Origin of the sequence: Aminobacter sp. MDW-2 (assembly GCF_014250155.1) — a bacterium.
Classification (GTDB): domain Bacteria; phylum Pseudomonadota; class Alphaproteobacteria; order Rhizobiales; family Rhizobiaceae; genus Aminobacter; species Aminobacter ciceronei.
Window position 1 is genome coordinate 1,337,028 of the sequence record NZ_CP060197.1, and the last position, 18,696, is coordinate 1,355,723.

The 18,696-nt window shown below is 59.8% G+C and carries 16 protein-coding genes; 2 read left to right on the plus strand and 14 right to left on the minus strand.

What is annotated here, in order from left to right; all coding sequences use genetic code 11:
• Positions 1 to 26 precede the first annotated feature (26 nt).
• From H5P29_RS06485 to H5P29_RS06520, 8 genes are all read right to left on the minus strand, one after another.
• Positions 27 to 500 carry an ASCH domain-containing protein gene (locus H5P29_RS06485; protein ID WP_182576171.1) on the minus strand — a complete coding sequence of 158 codons (474 nt, stop codon included), beginning with the start codon at positions 498 to 500 and terminating at the stop codon, positions 27 to 29.
• Positions 501 to 798: 298 nt separating this feature from the next.
• Positions 799 to 1,755 (minus strand): LysR family transcriptional regulator, encoded by a 957-nt coding sequence (locus H5P29_RS06490; RefSeq protein ID WP_154387560.1) that lies wholly within the window; start codon positions 1,753 to 1,755, stop codon positions 799 to 801.
• Between the two features lie 18 nt (positions 1,756 to 1,773).
• Positions 1,774 to 3,480, minus strand: a complete 1,707-nt coding sequence (locus H5P29_RS06495; RefSeq protein WP_154387559.1) for a hypothetical protein — start codon at positions 3,478 to 3,480, stop codon at positions 1,774 to 1,776.
• 206 nt (positions 3,481 to 3,686) lie between these two features.
• Positions 3,687 to 4,100 (minus strand): hypothetical protein, encoded by a 414-nt coding sequence (locus tag H5P29_RS06500; RefSeq protein WP_154387558.1) that lies wholly within the window; start codon positions 4,098 to 4,100, stop codon positions 3,687 to 3,689.
• A 317-nt stretch (positions 4,101 to 4,417) separates the two neighbouring features.
• Positions 4,418 to 4,978 carry a sarcosine oxidase subunit gamma gene (locus tag H5P29_RS06505; protein WP_154387557.1) on the minus strand — a complete coding sequence of 187 codons (561 nt, stop codon included), beginning with the start codon at positions 4,976 to 4,978 and terminating at the stop codon, positions 4,418 to 4,420.
• A gap of 10 nt (positions 4,979 to 4,988) precedes the next feature.
• A complete protein-coding gene (locus tag H5P29_RS06510) occupies positions 4,989 to 7,988 on the minus strand; it encodes a sarcosine oxidase subunit alpha (protein WP_154387556.1) in 3,000 nt (999 codons plus the stop codon).
• Positions 7,985 to 8,287, minus strand: coding sequence for a sarcosine oxidase subunit delta (locus tag H5P29_RS06515; protein WP_154387555.1), 303 nt, complete (start codon positions 8,285 to 8,287; stop codon positions 7,985 to 7,987). Before H5P29_RS06515 ends, H5P29_RS06510 begins: the two co-directional genes overlap by 4 nt.
• 11 nt (positions 8,288 to 8,298) lie before the next feature.
• Positions 8,299 to 9,552: a sarcosine oxidase subunit beta family protein gene (locus tag H5P29_RS06520; RefSeq protein WP_154387554.1), complete on the minus strand. Its 1,254-nt coding sequence runs from the start codon at positions 9,550 to 9,552 to the stop codon at positions 8,299 to 8,301.
• Between the two features lie 113 nt (positions 9,553 to 9,665).
• Here H5P29_RS06520 and H5P29_RS06525 point away from each other — a divergent pair, with 113 nt between their 5' ends.
• Positions 9,666 to 10,667: a GlxA family transcriptional regulator gene (locus H5P29_RS06525; RefSeq protein ID WP_154387553.1), complete on the plus strand. Its 1,002-nt coding sequence runs from the start codon at positions 9,666 to 9,668 to the stop codon at positions 10,665 to 10,667.
• A 30-nt stretch (positions 10,668 to 10,697) separates the two neighbouring features.
• Here the strand turns inward: H5P29_RS06525 and H5P29_RS06530 are convergent, their stop codons facing one another.
• The 5 genes from H5P29_RS06530 to H5P29_RS06550 all read right to left on the minus strand — a co-directional run bounded on the left by H5P29_RS06530 (position 10,698) and on the right by H5P29_RS06550 (position 15,740).
• Entirely contained in the window at positions 10,698 to 11,792 is a 1,095-nt protein-coding gene (locus tag H5P29_RS06530) for an ABC transporter ATP-binding protein (RefSeq protein ID WP_154387630.1), read from the minus strand.
• On the minus strand, positions 11,789 to 12,625 hold the full coding sequence (locus H5P29_RS06535; protein ID WP_154387629.1) for an ABC transporter permease: 837 nt from the start codon (positions 12,623 to 12,625) through the stop codon (positions 11,789 to 11,791). Before H5P29_RS06535 ends, H5P29_RS06530 begins: the two co-directional genes overlap by 4 nt.
• Positions 12,622 to 13,467, minus strand: a complete 846-nt coding sequence (locus H5P29_RS06540) for an ABC transporter permease (protein ID WP_154387628.1) — start codon at positions 13,465 to 13,467, stop codon at positions 12,622 to 12,624. Before H5P29_RS06540 ends, H5P29_RS06535 begins: the two co-directional genes overlap by 4 nt.
• A gap of 130 nt (positions 13,468 to 13,597) precedes the next feature.
• Positions 13,598 to 14,734, minus strand: coding sequence for a spermidine/putrescine ABC transporter substrate-binding protein (locus tag H5P29_RS06545; RefSeq protein WP_154387503.1), 1,137 nt, complete (start codon positions 14,732 to 14,734; stop codon positions 13,598 to 13,600).
• Positions 14,735 to 14,825: 91 nt separating this feature from the next.
• Positions 14,826 to 15,740 carry a LysR substrate-binding domain-containing protein gene (locus tag H5P29_RS06550; RefSeq protein ID WP_154387504.1) on the minus strand — a complete coding sequence of 305 codons (915 nt, stop codon included), beginning with the start codon at positions 15,738 to 15,740 and terminating at the stop codon, positions 14,826 to 14,828.
• 98 nt (positions 15,741 to 15,838) lie between these two features.
• Here H5P29_RS06550 and H5P29_RS06555 point away from each other — a divergent pair, with 98 nt between their 5' ends.
• Positions 15,839 to 16,618 carry a creatininase gene (locus H5P29_RS06555; protein WP_154387505.1) on the plus strand — a complete coding sequence of 260 codons (780 nt, stop codon included), beginning with the start codon at positions 15,839 to 15,841 and terminating at the stop codon, positions 16,616 to 16,618.
• A gap of 302 nt (positions 16,619 to 16,920) precedes the next feature.
• Here H5P29_RS06555 and H5P29_RS06560 read toward each other — a convergent pair whose 3' ends face one another.
• Positions 16,921 to 18,135, minus strand: coding sequence for a M24 family metallopeptidase (locus H5P29_RS06560; RefSeq protein WP_154387506.1), 1,215 nt, complete (start codon positions 18,133 to 18,135; stop codon positions 16,921 to 16,923).
• Between the last annotated feature and the right edge of the window lie 561 nt (positions 18,136 to 18,696).

The following is an 18,696-nucleotide window of genomic DNA, read 5'->3' on the forward strand; positions in this document are numbered from 1 at the left end:
GTCTCGCCTTCACGGCACCAATTTTCTTAAGCGGTAGCGAGAACCTCAAATCCTTCACACACCGTGGGTCGGCTTTCACTCCAGAGAACACCCCATTCAGCGCACTGCTGTTCGAAGTACTCGCGGTGAACACGCGCCCAATAGGCCAGACTTTTGTCGCCCTCGCCTTCCCGTTCGGCGAAAGACTGCTCGACTTGGTTGAAGGGCCGTACATCGACATCAGTAATACGAATCAGGAAGCGCGGTTCAAACGCGGAATTGAGGACCACCCAATAGTCGCCAACGCCGCGCTGGCGAATGTTGTTGCGCTCGAAATCAAGCTGCATATGAGCCGTCGCTCGCTTCTTGCCCGCTGCAACCAAACCTAGAAGTTCATCGTGATACGTAGCAAATCTCACATCGGCGAACGTGCTCGCATGGTACAGCTCCGTATCGATACCCAGCGCCGTTCGCTGTCTCTCCCAAAATGCGCGCACTTCGGCGGTCTTTTTTCCAATCATGTGATAGTCTCCCATATCCCAAGCGACTGACCGAGAGGTGTGCTTCGGCTTAGAACGCACGAAATTCTCCTACGCCGGCCCTTTCAGCAATCCGTCTACACCACGATGGCCACGTTCTAAGTGATCTTCAAACGCTGCGGCCGCAAATGCGTAAGGCAGATCGCTTCTGTTTCACGGAGATGAATTGCGCCGCTCGTGGTTGGCCTTTGCTTGTGGTGTAGCTGTTTATCCACCTACTATTTGAGAGATTATTGCGGACCATAAACCCCCGAATATCCAATCATAAGCATTGATCCGTTTAATGCTCGGCGGCCACGCGCATTGCATGCTGAACAAGTTCATCGACCAACAGTTGGCGAGCGAGACGTGCCGGCGCTACAGCGTTCGTCATCACAAAAATATCCATCTGAGGAACATCACCCTGCGAAAGCAGTGGCCACAGACGGCCCGCCTCAACGTCAGGTCGGGCAAAGCCGTCGGGAAGAAAACAAAGTCCAACTCCTAAGACCGTCATACGCTTTGCTTCCTCTAGATGTTCCGACATTCCAGCCGATAAGCGCCCAAGTCCATAACGGAGCCGAAAATCGGTCAGTTCGACAGGTTCGTCGGCCCCTGTAAGAATGAACTTCTCATCCGCCAACAAAGCTGCGTCGTCGATTCGACTTTCGTAAAAATGGTGATTTCTGCCGCAGTAGGGCCGGTGAACCTCGCTGAACAGATACTGATACCTGATCTCGGCGCGTGGTGATCGCGAAGGGGCGAGCCCGATGTCAATCTCATCTTGCAGCAAGGACTTCACCACATCGGCCCAGGGAGCAACGTCTATGATAATTTCGACCGCCGGGTATTTTTGATTGAAAGAGAAAATTGCTTGGTCGAGTACGTCATTGACGAGATTGCTGATCAGATGGACGCGCACGCGCCCGCGGATATCTGTCTTTGTTCCAGCCATTTGCGACGGAACCGATCGGACAATCTCTGACATCTGGGCGCACGTGCCAGCAAGCAGTTGTCCTTCATCTGTCATCTTGAAGCCGCGAGGACCGCGGTGGCAAAGTTTGACGCCGAGTTCGACCTCAAGGCGACGCAGCGCTAAGCTAATTGCAGGTTGCTGGCGGTTCAGAGTAAGCGCCGCGTTTGTAACCCCTTGCGCCTTCACGATCTCCTCAAATACCTTAAAAAGATTCCAATCTACATCTCGTGCGAACTTTGATTCGTTTCTAGACTTTTTGAAACTGCGAGAACTGTTGAACATGAGTAGGCTTTCTTGGTATCAGCCGATTATTTCTCTGGCAAACGTCCAACAAGACTGAAGTTGCTTGCTGCAATCGCCAGAAGATATTCCAAAATGCTCAAATACACTTGCGGCCAGCGAATCGCTAGGAACGCTATCATTCCTTCGGCCTTCATTGCCAAAGATGATTGCCTTCCGAGTCCGTCCCAGTAGCCCCGCCACGGTCTGCGGTAAGGCGCGGTTTGCCTCATCAATGACCGACCATCCGAAGCTTCCTGATGGAACATACCGAAACAAACGATCGACGGAACTGAGACTGGTTGAGACAATCGGGACAATTAGGAAGAGCGACGACCAAAGGTCGGCTATCTGTTCTCGTTCAACGTCGTTTCGCACGGATCCCGACTCAATGATCTCCATCAACGCAGACAAATTGTGCAAGAGATAATGTCCGGAAACGTCGACAAAGGCCTTGTGGATCTCCAAAGCCATGGCGAACTCACCTGGCCCGGAGAGGGACGGGTTTGAGATCGCCAAACGCCCCCGCAACTCCGACCAAGTGTCCTGTGCCTGTTTGTGCAAAGGAGGTCTCTCCTGAGCAATCACAGAATAGGATTTGCGGCGAATGCTGCGGCCGTCGAGAAATCTTAGATATGTTCGGAAGCTGGTATCCGGATTCCGCCAGAACGGTCTGATGAAATCTGAGCGATTTTTTGCGTTGCCAAGCACGGCAGCGAGAAGCCCTTTCGTTTTTAACTCTGCGCTGTTAACGGCCGCCGTGTGCTGTTCCAGCCGAGGGTTGTAAACGTGATCGCTTATTGATCGGAAATATGACCAATCGCTCTCGTTTCGGTCGGCCGCGACAATAGCTTCACAAATGTCCTTGATAGGTTGGTTGCTAGTGGACGCGATTACAATCTCTTGTCCTTTCAAGCTTGGGTGGAGGCGATAGAGCTTTGGAGCGTGGGCGCCGCCAGGTTGTACGGCGGTGAACGCATGTTCCGCCTTCTCGAAGGCGAGCATCCGACGGGCGCGCTCCATAATGCACGTTGCAACCAGGTCGAAAATCAAATGCAGTTTGTCTGCGAATTGGGTTGCGTTGATTGCAAACAAGCTGTCGCCGCTTGTAAAGTTGAGAGTGGGGTGGGACTTGGCCCAGTTTCGTTCTGGCCGTTGGCCGTCGGGAGCCTGCTCCGTCACCTTGGTACAACCCTGACAGTGCGACCCATCATGTTCGACAGACGAAATCCTCAGATATCGACTAAGAGCAGCAGGGACTTTGCCGCATCTCACGAGCTGGCGGACAGCACTCAGATCAGATAGAAAATCCGAGTCAATTTGAAGTGGTGATGGCGGGCGTCCCAAGTCCCGACGATGGAAAACCCGCAAGGCGAAGCTGGGCGGTTCGGCGAATTCCTCAGATAGACCAATCTGATCCAAGAGAAGCAAATAGGCTGATTTGATCGCAGCGTAGGTCAGTGCCTTAGCGCTTGTATCATGCAACTCCTCGTATAATTGCCCCAAAATAGCCTGCTTTGCGCAGGGCAATGCCGTTAGTTCGCGCAAGTTCCCCTTGAGCGCTTTTGGCAGCCCCCAAGCGAAGCTCGAAACTGCCACTCCATGACGGCCTGTGATCAGACCATTCCTATCCACAAGGACGGACGCGAGAGGAGATCGGTCATGAGAATGATAGCGTGGAATCTCCGCACGGTATTTTTCGGCAAGACGAGAATAGGCTAAAGCCATCGGAATTGACCCGATTACGACCTGATAATAGAGGTCATGATCAGGCTTCCCGTGCTCTGGCTGCTCCCAGGGAACGCGACTGTCGTTTAGCCGCGCAACCCACTGTGGGTTTCCTGACGCCAAAGCTTCTCGGCGCCGATAGGTCGATGGTGCCAGACACTCCAACGCGGCCCAAGATTCAATTAGTGAAAGCGGTTGCATTACGTTTAACTGCTGAGCAACAAGACGCTAAACACGCCGAACAGCATCAGATGCATCATAGCGTGGATCGGCGACGTCCTGTGCCCTAGAAAGGTCAGCACGACCGTCAGCATCAACAGCGTCGTTTCGGCTGCACCGATTCCCAAGATCACTGTATTGCCCGTCATCAAGCCGATGACAAGAACAGTAGGAAGATGGTCAGCTTGGCGCACTACGCTAAAGGACGCCGTCAGGACGGTCGCGAACAGAACAACGAAACAAATGACGCCAACGGTTGGGGAGAGAGGAGCAGCTGTCCATGTTGCCCCCCACGTCTGAAACGCGGCGACAACCACCCACGCGATTACCGATCGGATACAAGTCACACGTGGAAACAAGTCGCGAAGGCTGTCGAAGGCGGGCACATAGTCCGGTGTCATAACCGACCCTCTAGGGGTCGTCCCCGGAGAAGCCAGACACATCGGGTCGTCCCGCTGAGCTGAACGGCGATCACCCCGTCTATGGCGAATTAGCACCCATCGTCTGCTTCGTCCACCAATTCGCAATCTCTCAAGGGCAAATCCGATTGGCGGTCGATCCCGTTCAGAAATATTGACAACTGTCCGCACAGTAGGCCCGGCCTTTTGCGTTCATATCAAGCGTTGCGCATTTTTGCTCCTAGCACCAACTAATGCCGCGTCGCCGAGCGATGCGAAGGGGTTGGTTATTCGACATGGCTTCCTCCCTGAGGACGACGTCAGATACCGAGTGCGATTTCGCGGCTGGCGGCGTCGAGGATACCCCAGACGTGGTCGGCGAATGAACGCCAGACCTCGATGCGGAACCGGTCTTCTGCTTCGCGGACAAGGATGATCTGCGCCTTGTCGAAGATGGTCCTGCAGCCCGTGCCGACCGGCATCCCCCCGATGTCGAACGCGATGGCGGAGCGCAATGCCAACATGGCCGCGACACCCTCGACCGCGATGCCGATCTCGCGATGGCTGACATCGACAAGGCTATGCGGCACCGTCGCATAGAGCTTGGCAAACGCCGTTTCGATTGCCTCCTGTTCCGTCAGCGGGACAACCAGGTGCCACTCGTCTGGCCCAAGGCGGACGGCCAGCCTGCCTTTGGAAACGGTGACGTCGCCGATCTTGCCCGGCAATGGCGAACCGAATGCCTTTGCAGCTTGCGCCGCTTGTGCCGGATCTATCCTCAGGACGAAGCGGGCTCCGTCGGCGACGGCGCGGATGTTTAGCGGCGTCACCTTGCGAACGGCAATCTCGCGGCCGATCAGCGGATGATGTTCATGCAGCATGACCGTCCTCCTAAGCGCTCAGGCGCTTGTTTTCGGGGTCGAAAAATACCGTTCCGACAACCTTGGCCGTATGGGTCCGCCCCGGCGTCGGCACGTGGATGGTCTCGCCTTCTCGGGCCTTGCCACCTTCGATCACCGCCATGGCAATCGAGCGTCCTAGCGCAGCACTCCAGTAGGACGAAGTGACGTGGCCGACCATCTTCATCGGCAAAGTCTGGCTCGGATCGAGGACGATCTGCGCGCCCTCCTCCAGCACCGTGTTCGGATCGGTGGTGAGCAGGCCGACGAGCTGCTTGCGGTCAGCCTTCTGCATGTCGGGCCGAGTCAGCGAACGCTTGCCGACGAAGTCGGGCTTGGCCTTGCCGATCGCCCAGCCGAGACCGGCGTCATCAGGCGTCACGGTGCCGTCGGTGTCCTGTCCGACGATAATATAGCCCTTCTCGGCGCGCAGAACGTGCATGGTTTCGGTGCCGTAAGGCGTGATGCCATGTTGCTGGCCGGCCCGATAAAGCTCTTCCCAGACCGCCCGGCCGTAGCGCGCCGGCACATTGATCTCATATCCAAGTTCCCCGGTGAAGCTGACCCGGAACAGGCGAGTTGGCACGCCGCAGATCTTGCCTTCGGCAACCGACATATGCGGGAATGCCTCGTCCGACAGGTCGATGCCTTCGACCAAAGGCTCGATCAGCTTGCGTGCGTTCGGCCCGTTGAGTGCGATCACCGCCCACTGTTCGGTAGTCGAAGTCAGCCATACCTTGAGGTCGGGCCACTCGGTCTGGAGATAATCCTCCATCATGCCCAGCACGCGCGCCGCACCCCCGGTGGTGGTGGTGACATGGAAACGATCGGTGGTCAGGCGGCCGATGACGCCGTCGTCACGGATGAAGCCATCCTCGCCAAGCATCAGGCCGTAGCGCAGGCGACCGGGCGCGAGCTTCGTCCAGGAGTTGGTGTACATGCGGTTCATGAATTCGGCGGCGTCCGGCCCGACGATCTCAATCTTACCAAGTGTCGAGGCATCGAACATGCCGAGGGATTCGCGAACAGACTTGCATTCGCGGGCCACGGCGGCATGCATGGTCTCGCCCTTTTTCGGGAAGTACCAGGCCCGGCGCCACAGCGACACCGGTTCGAACTCCGCGCCGTTCTGCTCGGCCCAGCCATCGATCGGCGTCTTGCGCGTCACTTCGAACAGTTCGCCGCGATTGTAGCCAGCGAAGGCGCCGAAGGTGGTCGGCGTATAGGGCGGGCGGAAGGTGGTGAGGCCGACCGCCGGCGCTGGCCGCTTGACCGCGTCAGAGGCAATGGCGAGGCCGTTGATGTTCGAGGTCTTGCCCTGGTCGGTTGCCATGCCGGTGGTGGTGTAGCGCTTGATGTGCTCGATCGACTTGAAGCCTTCACGCACCGCAAGCCGGATGTCCTTGGCGGTGACGTCGTTCTGGAAATCGACGAAGGCCTTGGCCTTCGAAGTGTTCCTGTCGGTCGGCAGCTCGCGGTTATTGGCGCCCGTCAGCACCAGTTCGCCATCGACCCTGTAGGACGCGGCTTTCGCCGCGAACCCGGCGTCCAAAGCGGCTGCCGCACCGGCTGCGGCACCCTCGGCAAGTGCTGCCGCAAGGCTGAACACGCCATTGCCGGCGCCGGCGCAGCGGCTTTCTTCGGTGGCCTCACCCGGGAGGAACATCTGGCCTTCCTCATTCCAGTCGAGCTTGCCCTTGGTGTGCGAGAACAGGTGGATACTCGGCGTCCAGCCACCGCTCATCAGCAGCGCGTCGCAGGCGATTGTCCGCGCCGAGCCAACCACGCCGCTGCGGCTCACCGGATTGGCGCGCACGGAGGCGACGCGCAGCCGGCCGCTGGTGCCGGTGACGGTCCAGCCGGACAGCACCTCGACCCCGAGGGCCGCGGCGCTTTCCATCAGATGGCCTGACACATTGGGCCTGATGTCGATGATGGCTGCCACCTTGACGCCTGCCTCAGCCAGGTCGAACGCGGCGAGCCAGGCTGAATCGTGCGAGGTGACGATCACGGGACGGTTGCCGACCTTAACGCCGTAGCGGTTGAGATAGCTGCGCGCCGAGCCCGCAAGCATGACCCCCGGGCGATCGTTGCCTTCGAACACCAGCGGCTTTTCGATCGAGCCCTGGGCCAGAACGACCTGGTGGGCGCGAACCTTCCACAGCCGCTCGCGCGGGGCATCCGCCGGCGGGTTGGGAAGGTGGTCCGTCAGACGCTGGCAAAGGCCGACAAGGTTCTGGTGATAGTAGCCGATGGCCGTGGTGCGCGTCAGCACCGTGACATTGTTCATCGCAGCCAGCGCGCTGCGTGCCTCTTCGAGCCACTGCCAGCCGCTCTGGCCGTTGATGCCCGCGTCCGTTTCAGACAGCAGCGAACCGCCAAGCTCGGCCTGCTCGTCGACCAGGATCACCTTGGCGCCGCTCTTGCCGGCGTCGAGCGCTGCGGCAAGACCGGCCGGACCGGAACCGACCACCAGCACATCGCAATGGGCGAAGCGGCTGGCATAGGTGTCGGGGTCGGGCGTGGTCGGCGACTTGCCGAGACCGGCGGCGCCCCGGATGATCGGCTCGTAGACCTTGTTCCAGAACGACTTCGGCCACATGAAGGTCTTGTAGTAGAAGCCGGCGGAAAACAGCATGTAGAGCGCGTCGTTGACAGCGCCGATGTCGCGCTTCAGCGACGGCCAGTGGTTCTGGCTAGTGGTGTTCAGCCCGTCGAACACCTCCAGCACGGTTGCGCGCGTGTTGGGTTCGAAGCGACCCGGCCCCCGGTCGGTGCCGACCAGCGCATTGGGTTCTTCCGAGCCGGCCGACAAGAAGCCGCGCGGGCGATGGTACTTGAATGAACGGCCAATGAGATGGACGCCGTTGGCAAGTAGCGCCGAGGCGAGCGTGTCGCCCTCGAAACCGACATAGCTTGCGCCGTTGAAGGTGAAGCGCACCGGCTTGCCCTGGTTAACGCGGCCTTTTTCTGGGATGCGGTAGCTGGTCATGACCGTGCTTTCTCGAGTTCGGTCTCTGTCGGGCGTGGCAGCCCGGCCTTGTAGGTCATTGCGAACTTGTCACTGACGGTGTCGCGAACGGCATTGAAGAAACGCCCGCACCCATGCTGGTGTCGCCAGCGTTCGAAGTGGGTGCCGCGCGGATTGCTGCGAATGAAAAGATGCGTCTTCCATTCATCGTCATTCAGCTTCGACGGATCGGCGGGACGCGCGATATGCGCCTCGCCGGCATAGGTGAATTCGAGTTCCGGGCGCTCGGCCTCGCAATAGGGGCAGCGGATGAGCAGCATCTTGTATCTCCTCAGTGCGCGACGGCTGCGGCTGCGGCTTCATCGATCAGCCGGCCGGTGGTGAAGCGTTCGAGCGTGAACGGCGCATTGACCGGATGCGGCTCGTCGCGGGCAATGGTGTGGGCGAAGACATGGGCCGAGCCAGGGGTTGCCTTGAACCCGCCAGTACCCCAGCCGCAATTGACGTACAGCCCGGGAACCGGCGTCTTACCGATGATAGGCGAACGGTCTGGCGTGACGTCGACGATGCCGGCCCATTTGCGCAGCATGCGCATGCGGGTGAAGATCGGAAACACCTCGCAGATCGCCGCCACCGTATGCTCGATGAGCGGCAGGCCGCCGCGCTGGCTGTAAGAGACGTACTGGTCGGTGCCGGAGCCGATGACCAGTTCACCCTTGTCAGACTGGCTGATGTAGGCGTGGACCGAATTCGACATGACCACGCAAGGGAAGATCGGCTTGACCGGCTCGGAAACCAGCGCCTGCAGCGGGAAGCTTTCGAGCGGCAGCCGCACACCGGCGGTATCCATGACAACCGAGGTGCCACCGGCGGCGGAAACCGCAACCCTCTTGGCCTTGATGAAGCCTCGCGGAGTGTCAACGCCAATGACCTTGCCGGAAGCGTCGCGGCGGATAGCAGTCACCGGGCAGTTTTGGATGATATCGACGCCGCGCGCCGCGGCACCACGGGCATAACCCCACGCAACAGCGTCATGGCGGGCGACGCCGCCGCGGCGCTGCAAGGCTGCCCCAACCACCGGATAGCGGGCGTCCTTTGCGATGTTGATCGGCGGGCAATATTCTTTTGCCTGCTCGGGAGTCAGCCACTCATTGTCGATGCCATTGAGCCGGTTCGAATAGATGTGGCGCTTGAAGCTTTGGGTGTCATGCACCGAATGCGCCAGCATCATCACGCCGCGCTGCGAGAACATGACGTTGTAGTTGAGCTCCTGGCTCAACCCTTCCCAGAGCTTCATCGCGTGCTCATAAAGCATCGCGCTTTCGTCATAGAGATAATTGGAGCGGATGATCGTGGTGTTGCGGCCGGTGTTGCCACCGCCAAGCCAGCCCTTCTCGATGATGGCGACATTGGTAATGCCGTGTTCCTTGGCAAGATAGTAGGCAGCGCCCAGGCCGTGGCCGCCGGCGCCGACGATGACAACGTCATACTCGGCCTTGGGCTGGGCATCGGGCCACTGCAGCTCCCAGTTCTTGTTGCCGGTCAAGGCATTGGACAGAAGTGACGAAAACGAAAAGCGGGTCATAACGCACCCCCGGAGTTCAACATGGCCGCACTATCGCTGAACGGCGCAAGATTGGACAGAACAGTTGCGTCAGCGTAATGTTACACGTGCGACAGCATGCATACGGGAGCCCCATGGAACGCAGCGTCAGATCCAACCAGCCGCAGAAGCGGAACGCAGCGGCGCGCCTGTCGGTCGGCTTCATCTTGGCCCGCCGCTTCACGCTGTGCGCTTTTGCTAATTTCGTCGACGTGCTGCGCCTCGCCGCCGACGAGGGCGACCGCAGCCGGCAGATCCTGTGCGAGTGGACGGTGCTATCGGACACGATGAGCCCAATGTCATCGAGCTGTGGCGTGATGGTGCAGCCCAACGAGCGCCTCGGCGATCCGAACAAGTATGACTACATCGTCGTCGTCGGCGGGTTGATCGACGAGATCCCCAATCTCAGCCCGGAATATACGCGCTATCTGCAGAAGGCTGCGGCATCGAAGGTGCCGCTCGTCGGTGTCTGCACCGGCGCTTTCATCCTGCACCGCGCCGGGTTGATGGACGGCTACCGCTGCTGCGTCAGCTGGTTCCATCACGCCGACTTCCTGGAACAGTTCGACGGGCTCAGGCCCGTTTCCGATCAGATCTTTATCGTCGACCGCGACCGGCTGACCTGCTCGGGCGGGGCGAGCTCGGCGCATTTGGCGGCGCATCTGGTGGAAAAGCATGTCGGCCGCGCCCAGGCTCGCAAGAGCCTGCACATTATGATCATCGACGACGCGCTGCGCGCCGAAAAGCCCCAGCCGGGCATTCCACTCGATCTGGCGACCGACGACGGACTGGTGAAGAAGGCACTGCTGCTGATGCAGCAAAATATCGATGCCCCGCTGTCGGCGGCAGACGTCGCGCGCCGGCTCGGCGCCAACCGGCGCCAGGTCGAACGCCACTTCCAGCATGCCGTGGGCATGGCACCAACCCTGGCCTACAAGATCATGCGACTTGAATATGCGGAGTTCCTGCTGCGCCACACCGACCACTCGGTGACAGAGATTGCGACATCCACGGGCTTTTGCGATTCATCACATTTCATCCGCGCCTTCCGGGAACGGCGTGGCGTGACGCCCGCAGTTTTCCGCGCAGCAACGTGAACCGCCGGCAAGCGGCACGATCAACGGCACTTATTCTCCGGGCAAAATGTGCGTCGCTTCCGGACGCCACGACACCCAGAGTTTGGCGCCAGGCTCAAGGTTGATATGTTCGAGCTCGTCGTGGCTCTTCTGCGCCTTGATCTCGATACGGTCGGCGCCCTCCAGATGGATGACGGCGGTTGCGCCAACAAACTCCTCGCCGACCACCTGCGCCTGCAACCCGTCGTAGCCGTCAGCCGGGGGCTGGTTGCTCAACTGTATCCGGTCGCCCGACACCACAAAGGTCGCCTTGTCGCCCTTGGAGAGGGCTTTGGCTGGGTTCGGGGCGACATCGAACTCGCCCACCGGCGTCGCGATCTTCAACGCCTTGCCGTTCACGTTCGAGACCTTGCCGGCAAAAATGTTCGACGAGCCAAGGAATTCAGCGACGAACTTGGTTCGCGGCGCGCGGTAAATCTCCTGCGGATTGCCGATCTGCTCGATCCGTCCACGGCTCATGATGACGACGCGGTCAGCCATGGAGAATGCCTCAGACTGGCTGTGCGTGACATAGACGAAGGTGATGCCGAGTTCGCGCTGAAGGTTCGAAAGCACCGTCTGCATCCGCACTTTGAGATGAGCGTCCAGCGCCGATAGCGGCTCGTCGAGAAGGAGGATGTCCGGTTCCGTCACCAACGAGCGCGCCAGGGCCACGCGTTGGCGCTGGCCGCCGGACAGATGGGCAACGTTGCGATCGGCGAACTCGGTGATCTGCATGCGCTCCAGCCATTTGTCGACGCGTTTGCGCCGCTCGGCCTTTTCCACCCCACGCATGCGCAGGGAGAACTCGACATTTTCGCGCACGGTAAGGAACGGAAACAGCGCCAGGCTCTGCCACACCATCGGCGTGTCGCGCTGCCAGGTCGGCAGGTCGTTGATGCGCTTGCCGCCAAGGCGGATCTCGCCTTCAGTCGGGGCGTCCAGTCCAGCCAGCATGCGCAGCGTCGTCGTCTTGCCGCAGCCACTGGAACCCATGATGGCAAGGAACTCGCCCTTGCGGATTTCGAAGTTCATCTTTTCGACAGCGACGAAACTGCCGAAGCGTTTGACGACGCCGTCGAAGACGACGAGAGCCTTGTCGGTCATGATAGCGGTACTCCGGCTATTTCCGCGGACGCTTTGGGCGGACCGCTTCGTTTCATGAGAAGGATCTGGGCGAGCACCACCAACGTCATCGAAACGATGAAGACGAAGGTGCCGATGACGTTGATACGCGGGCTGACCTGACCTTGCAGGAAGCCCAGCACCTTGACTGGCAAGGTTTCATTCAGTCCAGAGACGAACCAGGCCACTGCAAATTCATCGAACGAGACTGCCATAGTCAGGAACAGGGCCGCGAAGATTGCCGGCTTGCAGAACGGGATGATGACATGACGCATCGCCTTCCATTCACTCGCACCGAGATTCCAAGCCGCGGCTTCGAGTGAAGGGTCCATCTGTGACAGGCGCAACCGAACAATCGCCATGGCGAAGGGCGCGCACAAGACCACATGGGCGATGATGACAGAATGGATGGCGCCCGAGAGGTTGATGTTGGACAAGAAGGCGAGCATCGCCAGGCCGAGGATGACGACTGGGATCGTGGGTGGCAGAAGGGCCAGCGCGACATAGAGGGTCTTGCCGAAGAACTTGTAGCGGAAGTCGGTATAAGCAGCACCAAAGCCGATCACTGTCGCCAGCACCGATACGATCACACCGGCGACCATCGTGTTGCGCAGGCCTTCCCAGACCAGCGGGTCGGCGGCGACCGTCTCGTACCAGATCGTCGAGAAGCCGCCGAGCGGAAGCGAGGGGAACCGGTCGACATTGAACGAGAAGACGAAGCTCGCGGCGATTGGCGCGAAGATAAAGGCGAAGGCCAGCAGGATGTAGAGTTTCAGCGCCCAGTCGATCAGCCAGTTGCGATTGAAGTCGTTCATCGTCCGCGCTCCTTGTAGGCGTAGCCCACCGCGGCGAACGCGACCGCGAGCAGCGTTGCGATCATGGTCAGCGCGATCACCGCCGCGCGCGGCCATTGCTGGCCCGACTTGGTGGTGTCGGTGATCAGGATAGACAGTGTCGGCGGGTCGCCTCCGCCGAGATAGAGCGGACTGACGAAATCACCGAAGGTCAGGATGAAGCAAAACAGCGCCGCGATCACCAGGCCGACCTTGGCGGCCGGCACGATCACCGCGAAGACCGTGCGCAACCGGCCGCAGCGCAGGTTGTGCGCGGCCTCGATCAGGTTTTTGTCGACGAAGATCAGACTGAACAGCTGCAGCAAAACGACAAGCGGAAAGCTCAACGTCAGATAGCCGACCATCGTGCCGAACACCGAGTTAAGCATGCCGAACGGTCCGAGCCCGACCTTAGCGAACAGTGCGTTGATGATGCCGTTGTCGGAGAGGAATATCTGCCAGGAATAGACGCGCACCAGATAGCTGGTGAAGAAGGGGATGACCATCAGGAAGATGGCCCAGCGGCGCGCGGTTTCGGTGAGCTTGAATGCGATGGCGTAGGCGCAGGGGAAAGCCAGCGCGCTGGTGATTACGGCAGCGGCGGTGGCAAGGGCGAAGGTGCGCAGATAGGCGTCCCAGAAGACACCGCGACCGAGCATTCTGACCCAGTTGACGGTGTCGAAATCCGGTTCCATGCGGAAATTCTTGACCGTCCAGAAGCTGAGGGCGATCAGGAACAACAGCGGCGCGAGGAAGAACAGCGCCTGCCAGATCAGCATCGGCAGAGAGAATGTCAGTCCGTAAAGTGTGATTGATTTCCGCATCGCGGCGATTCCAACCTGAAGACACGACTGCACGGCCAACCGCCCTGCAGGATTGCCGGAATGAATGGGCGAGCGCAGCGGCCCGCCCAACGAACATTACCAGAAACTCCGAACGCGAGGTCCGCCGATCTTACGAGCCCTTGTATTCGGACCAGAAGTCGTTCCAGTCCTCGAGGCTCTGCTGCACCGGCAGCTGCCGGTACTTGATCCGGCCATTGCGGATCATGTCCATGACGTTGCTTTCATTGAGCAACATGCCCTGACGCTTGGCTTCCTCGGGCGTTTCCTTGGCCAGAAGCTCCCAGCCCTTCTGGCTGGGAATAAGCGCGGGATAGGCCGCCATATTGGCAGATTTCACCTGCCCCTTGGCCGAGGTGATGTACTGGATCCACTTCTTCGCGAGGTCGGCCTTTGTCGAGCCCTTGCCGATACAGAAGGACTCAGTCCACTGCAGGCCGCCCTCCTCCGGAATCACGGTGCGTACATTGGCGCCGTTCTTCTCCAGCGTCCCGGTGATCCAGTCGCCGATGCCCGCCATGGCCAGCATCTGGCCGTTCTGCAACGATGAGAATGTGCCGCCGTAGTCGAAGAAGCCGCCGATCTGCGGGCGCAGCGTCTTCATCTTCTCTTGCAGCTTGCCCCATTCCTCCTCGCCGATGTCGTAGGGCGAGGCATTGCCTTCGAGCAGGCTGATTTGTCCGAGATTGGGCAGATGCCAGTCGAAATGGCCGACCTTGCCCTTCAGCTTTTCGGCCCAATAGACGTTGTAGGTCGAAGCCTCCTTTTCGGTGACGGCTTCGGTGTTGTAGGCAACGCCGAGAAAACCGAAGCGGGTGAGAACCGAGTACAGCTTGTCGTCCTGCCAGTGGCCGGCGAACTTCTGGAACTCGGGAAAATAGTCGTCGAAGGCGTAGTCCTTGGGATCGAGCTGCTCGATATAGCCGGCGGAATTGAGCTGCTGGACATATTCGGCATCGGAAAGGATGACGTCGAAGGTGCCGGGAGGCGACTGGGCGATCAGGCCCAGCATGTTGTCGCCGCCGGTATAGTATTTCGGCTTGAACTTGACGTTGTTTTCCGCCTCGAATTCGGCAACGACATCCGGTTCGGCATGGCCGTACCAGGCAAGCATGGTAAGCTCAACAGGAGCGGCGAAGGCCAGCCGGCTGAGATACGGCATCGCCAGGATTCCGCCGCCCAATACGCTTGCACCCTTCAGAATCTCGCGCCGGGTACGGGGCCCCGACAATGCGTCCTTGATGGTCATCGCATTCCCCTTTTGGTTGTTGTTGCCGCAAGGTTAGGAAGCGCAAGTGCATTTGGAAAATTAATTCTTATAATTGAGCCATTTGCATTGCTTATTGACGATCAAGCTCCACATGACGCCTGACGGGGTCGCCGGAGACGCCAGCCTCATCCAGCCGGGCGATGATGTGGTTGACCAGCCGGATGCCGGCGTCCGACAGGCGCGGATGCTTGTAGAACAGGCCAACCCGGATTTCGGCCAGCGGCGGGAACCCGTCGTCCTCGCCGAGTACACGCATCCCCGGCAACAAAGTGTAGCGCGTCAGTGCGCTTACACCCAGACCGTTGATCACGGCATTCTGCAGGCCAGAGATACCCGGCCCGGTATAAGCGACGCGCCAGCGCATCTGCGCCGCATCTAGCGCCTGGATCATCCGCGCCCGGTACGCGCACCCTTCCGGATGAGCAGCAAGCGGGATGCCTGCCGCCGGATCGAACGTGACCTCGTTCGCCGCCGTCCAGATCGGCCGCTCGATCCATGACCGCGACAGGTATTGCGCGCGATCAGTGTTGACCATCGCAATGGCCAGATCGAGTTCGTCCGCCCGCAGCCGATCGAGGATTTCAGCGCTCCAGCCGCAATAGATCTCGAGCGAAATTTCAGTATGCTGACGCGTGTATTCAGTGATCACCCCTTGTAGGAACGCCACCGCATAGTCGTTCGGCAGGCCGACGCGCAGCACCCCTGCTATCTTGGCGCGATTGAAATAGGACGCCGCCTCGTCGTTGAGCCGCAGGATTTCGCGCGCGTAGCTCAACAGCATCTCACCTTCACCGGTGAGCGTCAGCGAACGGCCCGTCTGCTTGATGAGCGGTGCGCCGACCAGTTCCTCGAGCCGGCGCATCTGCAGCGAGATCGCCGGCTGGGTACGCCCCAGCATGTCGCCGGCCTTGGTGTAGGCGCCTAGATCGATGACCGAGACGAAGGTGCGGAGCAGGTCGGTCTGGAAGTTTATGATGTTGCGCATGGATTTCGTTTCCTCATGCGAGGATGAAGATTATAAATTTCTCATATCACAAGGTTGGGCTCAAATCTTTGCCCCATCAGCCAAAATGGGAGATGACCATGCCTCAACAATCTGTCTTCGCCGCCGAGCTTTCCTGGCCCGACTATGACGCCCGTGTTCGCGGTGGCACCACGGCAATCCTGTTGCCGATCGGCTCGATGGAGCAGCACGGCCACCACATGCCGATGAATGTCGACGTGCTCTTGCCGGTCGAGTTCGCTCGGCGCGTCGCCAGCCGCATCGACGCGCTGGTCGCGCCGCCCTTCACCTATGGCTACAAGTCGCATCAGAAGTCCGGCGGCGGCAATCATCTGCCGGGCACCACCAGCCTTGACGGCGCAACCCTGGTCGCAGCTCTTCGCGACGTCATCAGGGAATTCGCCCGCCACGGCGTTCGCCGCATCTGCCTGGTCAACGGCCATTTCGAGAATTCGTGGTTCATCATCGAGGGCATCGACCTTGCACTGCGTGAGCTCAAATGGGCCGGCATCGACGACATGAAGATCGTCGTCCTGTCTTATTGGGACTTCGTCGACAAGGCGACGATCGGCCGGCTCTATCCCGACGGCTTCGCTGGCTGGGATCTGGAACATGGCGGGGTGCTCGAAACCTCCCTGATGCTGGCGCTCTACCCCCACCAGGTCAGCCTTGAGCGCGCGGTCGACCATGCGCCGGCAACCTTCCCGCCCTACGACGTTTACCCGCCAAAACCGGAATGGACGCCCGCCAGCGGCACGCTCTCCTCGCCCAAGGATGCGACAGCGGATAAAGGTGAGCTGCTACTACAGGTCTGTGCCGACGGCATCGTTCAGGCTCTGGAGAGGGAATTCCCGCGCTGAACTTTCCACCTCCAGGCACAATAAAAGCCGCGGCATCGACCGCGGCTTTTTTTGTTGCCAAGGACGGGATCAAAAAGGCCGGCTCGGCGGGGTCAGTCCGCCGCGCTCGCAAGCCGCGACGGATGCCGGCCGAGACACCGTCTCTTCGGGGACACGGGCAGTCATGCGCGCGCCCAGACGCTTTACCCAGCGGGCGATATCCCTGGCCAGCAGCGCAGCCGGATGCAACGCGGTCGCGGTGGACCGGCAATGCCGGTCCACCGCTTCCCGGGGGCAATCGTGGGGGATGTAGAACACCGCCCTCAGTTCCTGATGATGTTGTGCTCGGGACCGAAGGGGAAGCCGGTGATGTTTTCGGCGCCGTCTTCCTTGACGATCAGAATGTCGTGCTCGCGGTAGCCGCCGGCACCCGGCATGCCCTCGGGAAGCATGACCATCGGCTCCATCGACACCACCATGCCGGGCTCCAGAACCGTCTCGATGTCCTCGCGCAGTTCCACGCCGGCCTCGCGGCCATAATAATGGCAGAGCACGCCGAACGAGTGGCCGTAGCCGAACGAACGGTACTTGAGCAGGTCCCACTCGCGGTACATTTCGTTGAGCTCGATGGCGATGTCCTTGCAGCGCGCGCCCGGCTGGATCAGCTCGAGACCGCGACGGTGAACCGCGACGTTCTTTTCCCAGATGTCGAGGCTTGCATCGTCGACATGATCGCAAAACAAGGTGCGCTCAAGTGCAGTGTAATAGCCGAAGATCATCGGGAAGGTGTTGAGCGATAGGATATCGCCGGACTGCACCTTGCGGTTGGTCACCGGGTTGTGGGCGCCGTCGGTGTTAATGCCCGACTGGAACCAGGTCCAGGTGTCCATCAGTTCGACAAACGGGAACGAGTTGGCGATTTCGCGAACCATCGCATTGGTGGTGGCGATGGCGACTTCATGCTCGGCCACGCCAGCCTTAATTGCTGCAGCACAAGCCGCGCCGCCGACGTCGCAGACGCGGGCGCCTTCGCGGATCAGCGTCTGCTCTTCGAGCGACTTGACGGTGCGCATCCACATCGAGGGCTGGCTGACATCGACGAACTCGACGCCGGGCAGCGCTTCTTCAAGCGTGCGACGGAAATCGAGCGAAATATGGTCGAACTCGATACCAACGCGCTTGGCGCCCGGCGTCAGCTGGCGTACGGCGCTGTAGAAATTGTCACGGCGCCAGTCGGTATAGGTGATGTTGTCGCCGAAGCTACGGCGCCACGGCTGGCCGCCATCGATACCGGCCGAAATGGTGGTAGCATTGTTGTGGTCAATGACCATGCCGTACTTGCGACCAAAGTAGCAGTATAACCATCCGGAATAGTAGTTGATGCAGTGGTAAGACGTGAACAACGCCGCGTCGACGTTGTTCTTTGCCATCCAGCCGCGCACATCGTTCTGGCGACGGGCCATTTCGGCATCGGAGAATGGCGAAAACTCCTTCTCGCCATTGTGCCACTTCATCACATGCAACATGTCGTCGGTCATCGGGCTGCTCCTCCTTGAATAGGATCTGATCCAGCACAGCTTAGTTCTGACAATGGCATTTCCAAAATTTATTCACCTAATGTTCGAATAACAGATCTTAATGGAGGAGCTATCCCGCATCACGGACTATGCAAAGTGTCCGGTGAGCTCCCTATTACCCATAGCGCAACCATGGCACGATCCGACCCAAGTGCAGCAAAACTCTCGTTCTGCTCCACTGCCTCTGGGTTGACGGCACCAGCTTTGAGTGGGGCAGCGGAAAGATGGCGTAGCAGATATGCATCCGATCCGTTCGCGGGCGAACGTCGTTGCACACGCCGAGGCGCCCGACCCGATCATCATGAAGCATCGACTTCGCAAAGGACCATGACCCCGGCAATGGCAGCGCGAACCCGATTGACAGCTGCCCGCAACTAAAGGGCCATTTCACAAGCTAAATGACCAAAACTGGCTGGACGATCACGCCCCTGCGCAGCGCGGATCAATGTCGCGTCTCCATGACTGCCCAGCTGCAGGTGACCGGTTCAAACGACCAGCGGGAATGCAATTCAATCGCTGATC

What these genes read in the sequence shown, in the direction of transcription:
- H5P29_RS06485 (WP_182576171.1), bottom strand. Translation starts at nt 500, where the DNA reads ATGATTGGAAAAAAGACCGCCGAAGTGCGCGCATTTTGGGAGAGACAG.
- H5P29_RS06490 (WP_154387560.1), bottom strand. Translation starts at nt 1,755, where the DNA reads ATGTTCAACAGTTCTCGCAGTTTCAAAAAGTCTAGAAACGAATCAAAG.
- H5P29_RS06495 (WP_154387559.1), bottom strand. Translation starts at nt 3,480, where the DNA reads ATGGCTTTAGCCTATTCTCGTCTTGCCGAAAAATACCGTGCGGAGATT.
- H5P29_RS06500 (WP_154387558.1), bottom strand. Translation starts at nt 4,100, where the DNA reads ATGACACCGGACTATGTGCCCGCCTTCGACAGCCTTCGCGACTTGTTT.
- H5P29_RS06505 (WP_154387557.1), bottom strand. Translation starts at nt 4,978, where the DNA reads ATGCTGCATGAACATCATCCGCTGATCGGCCGCGAGATTGCCGTTCGC.
- H5P29_RS06510 (WP_154387556.1), bottom strand. Translation starts at nt 7,988, where the DNA reads ATGACCAGCTACCGCATCCCAGAAAAAGGCCGCGTTAACCAGGGCAAG.
- H5P29_RS06515 (WP_154387555.1), bottom strand. Translation starts at nt 8,287, where the DNA reads ATGCTGCTCATCCGCTGCCCCTATTGCGAGGCCGAGCGCCCGGAACTC.
- H5P29_RS06520 (WP_154387554.1), bottom strand. Translation starts at nt 9,552, where the DNA reads ATGACCCGCTTTTCGTTTTCGTCACTTCTGTCCAATGCCTTGACCGGC.
- H5P29_RS06525 (WP_154387553.1), top strand. Translation starts at nt 9,666, where the DNA reads ATGGAACGCAGCGTCAGATCCAACCAGCCGCAGAAGCGGAACGCAGCG.
- H5P29_RS06530 (WP_154387630.1), bottom strand. Translation starts at nt 11,792, where the DNA reads ATGACCGACAAGGCTCTCGTCGTCTTCGACGGCGTCGTCAAACGCTTC.
- H5P29_RS06535 (WP_154387629.1), bottom strand. Translation starts at nt 12,625, where the DNA reads ATGAACGACTTCAATCGCAACTGGCTGATCGACTGGGCGCTGAAACTC.
- H5P29_RS06540 (WP_154387628.1), bottom strand. Translation starts at nt 13,467, where the DNA reads ATGCGGAAATCAATCACACTTTACGGACTGACATTCTCTCTGCCGATG.
- H5P29_RS06545 (WP_154387503.1), bottom strand. Translation starts at nt 14,734, where the DNA reads ATGACCATCAAGGACGCATTGTCGGGGCCCCGTACCCGGCGCGAGATT.
- H5P29_RS06550 (WP_154387504.1), bottom strand. Translation starts at nt 15,740, where the DNA reads ATGCGCAACATCATAAACTTCCAGACCGACCTGCTCCGCACCTTCGTC.
- H5P29_RS06555 (WP_154387505.1), top strand. Translation starts at nt 15,839, where the DNA reads ATGCCTCAACAATCTGTCTTCGCCGCCGAGCTTTCCTGGCCCGACTAT.
- H5P29_RS06560 (WP_154387506.1), bottom strand. Translation starts at nt 18,135, where the DNA reads ATGACCGACGACATGTTGCATGTGATGAAGTGGCACAATGGCGAGAAG.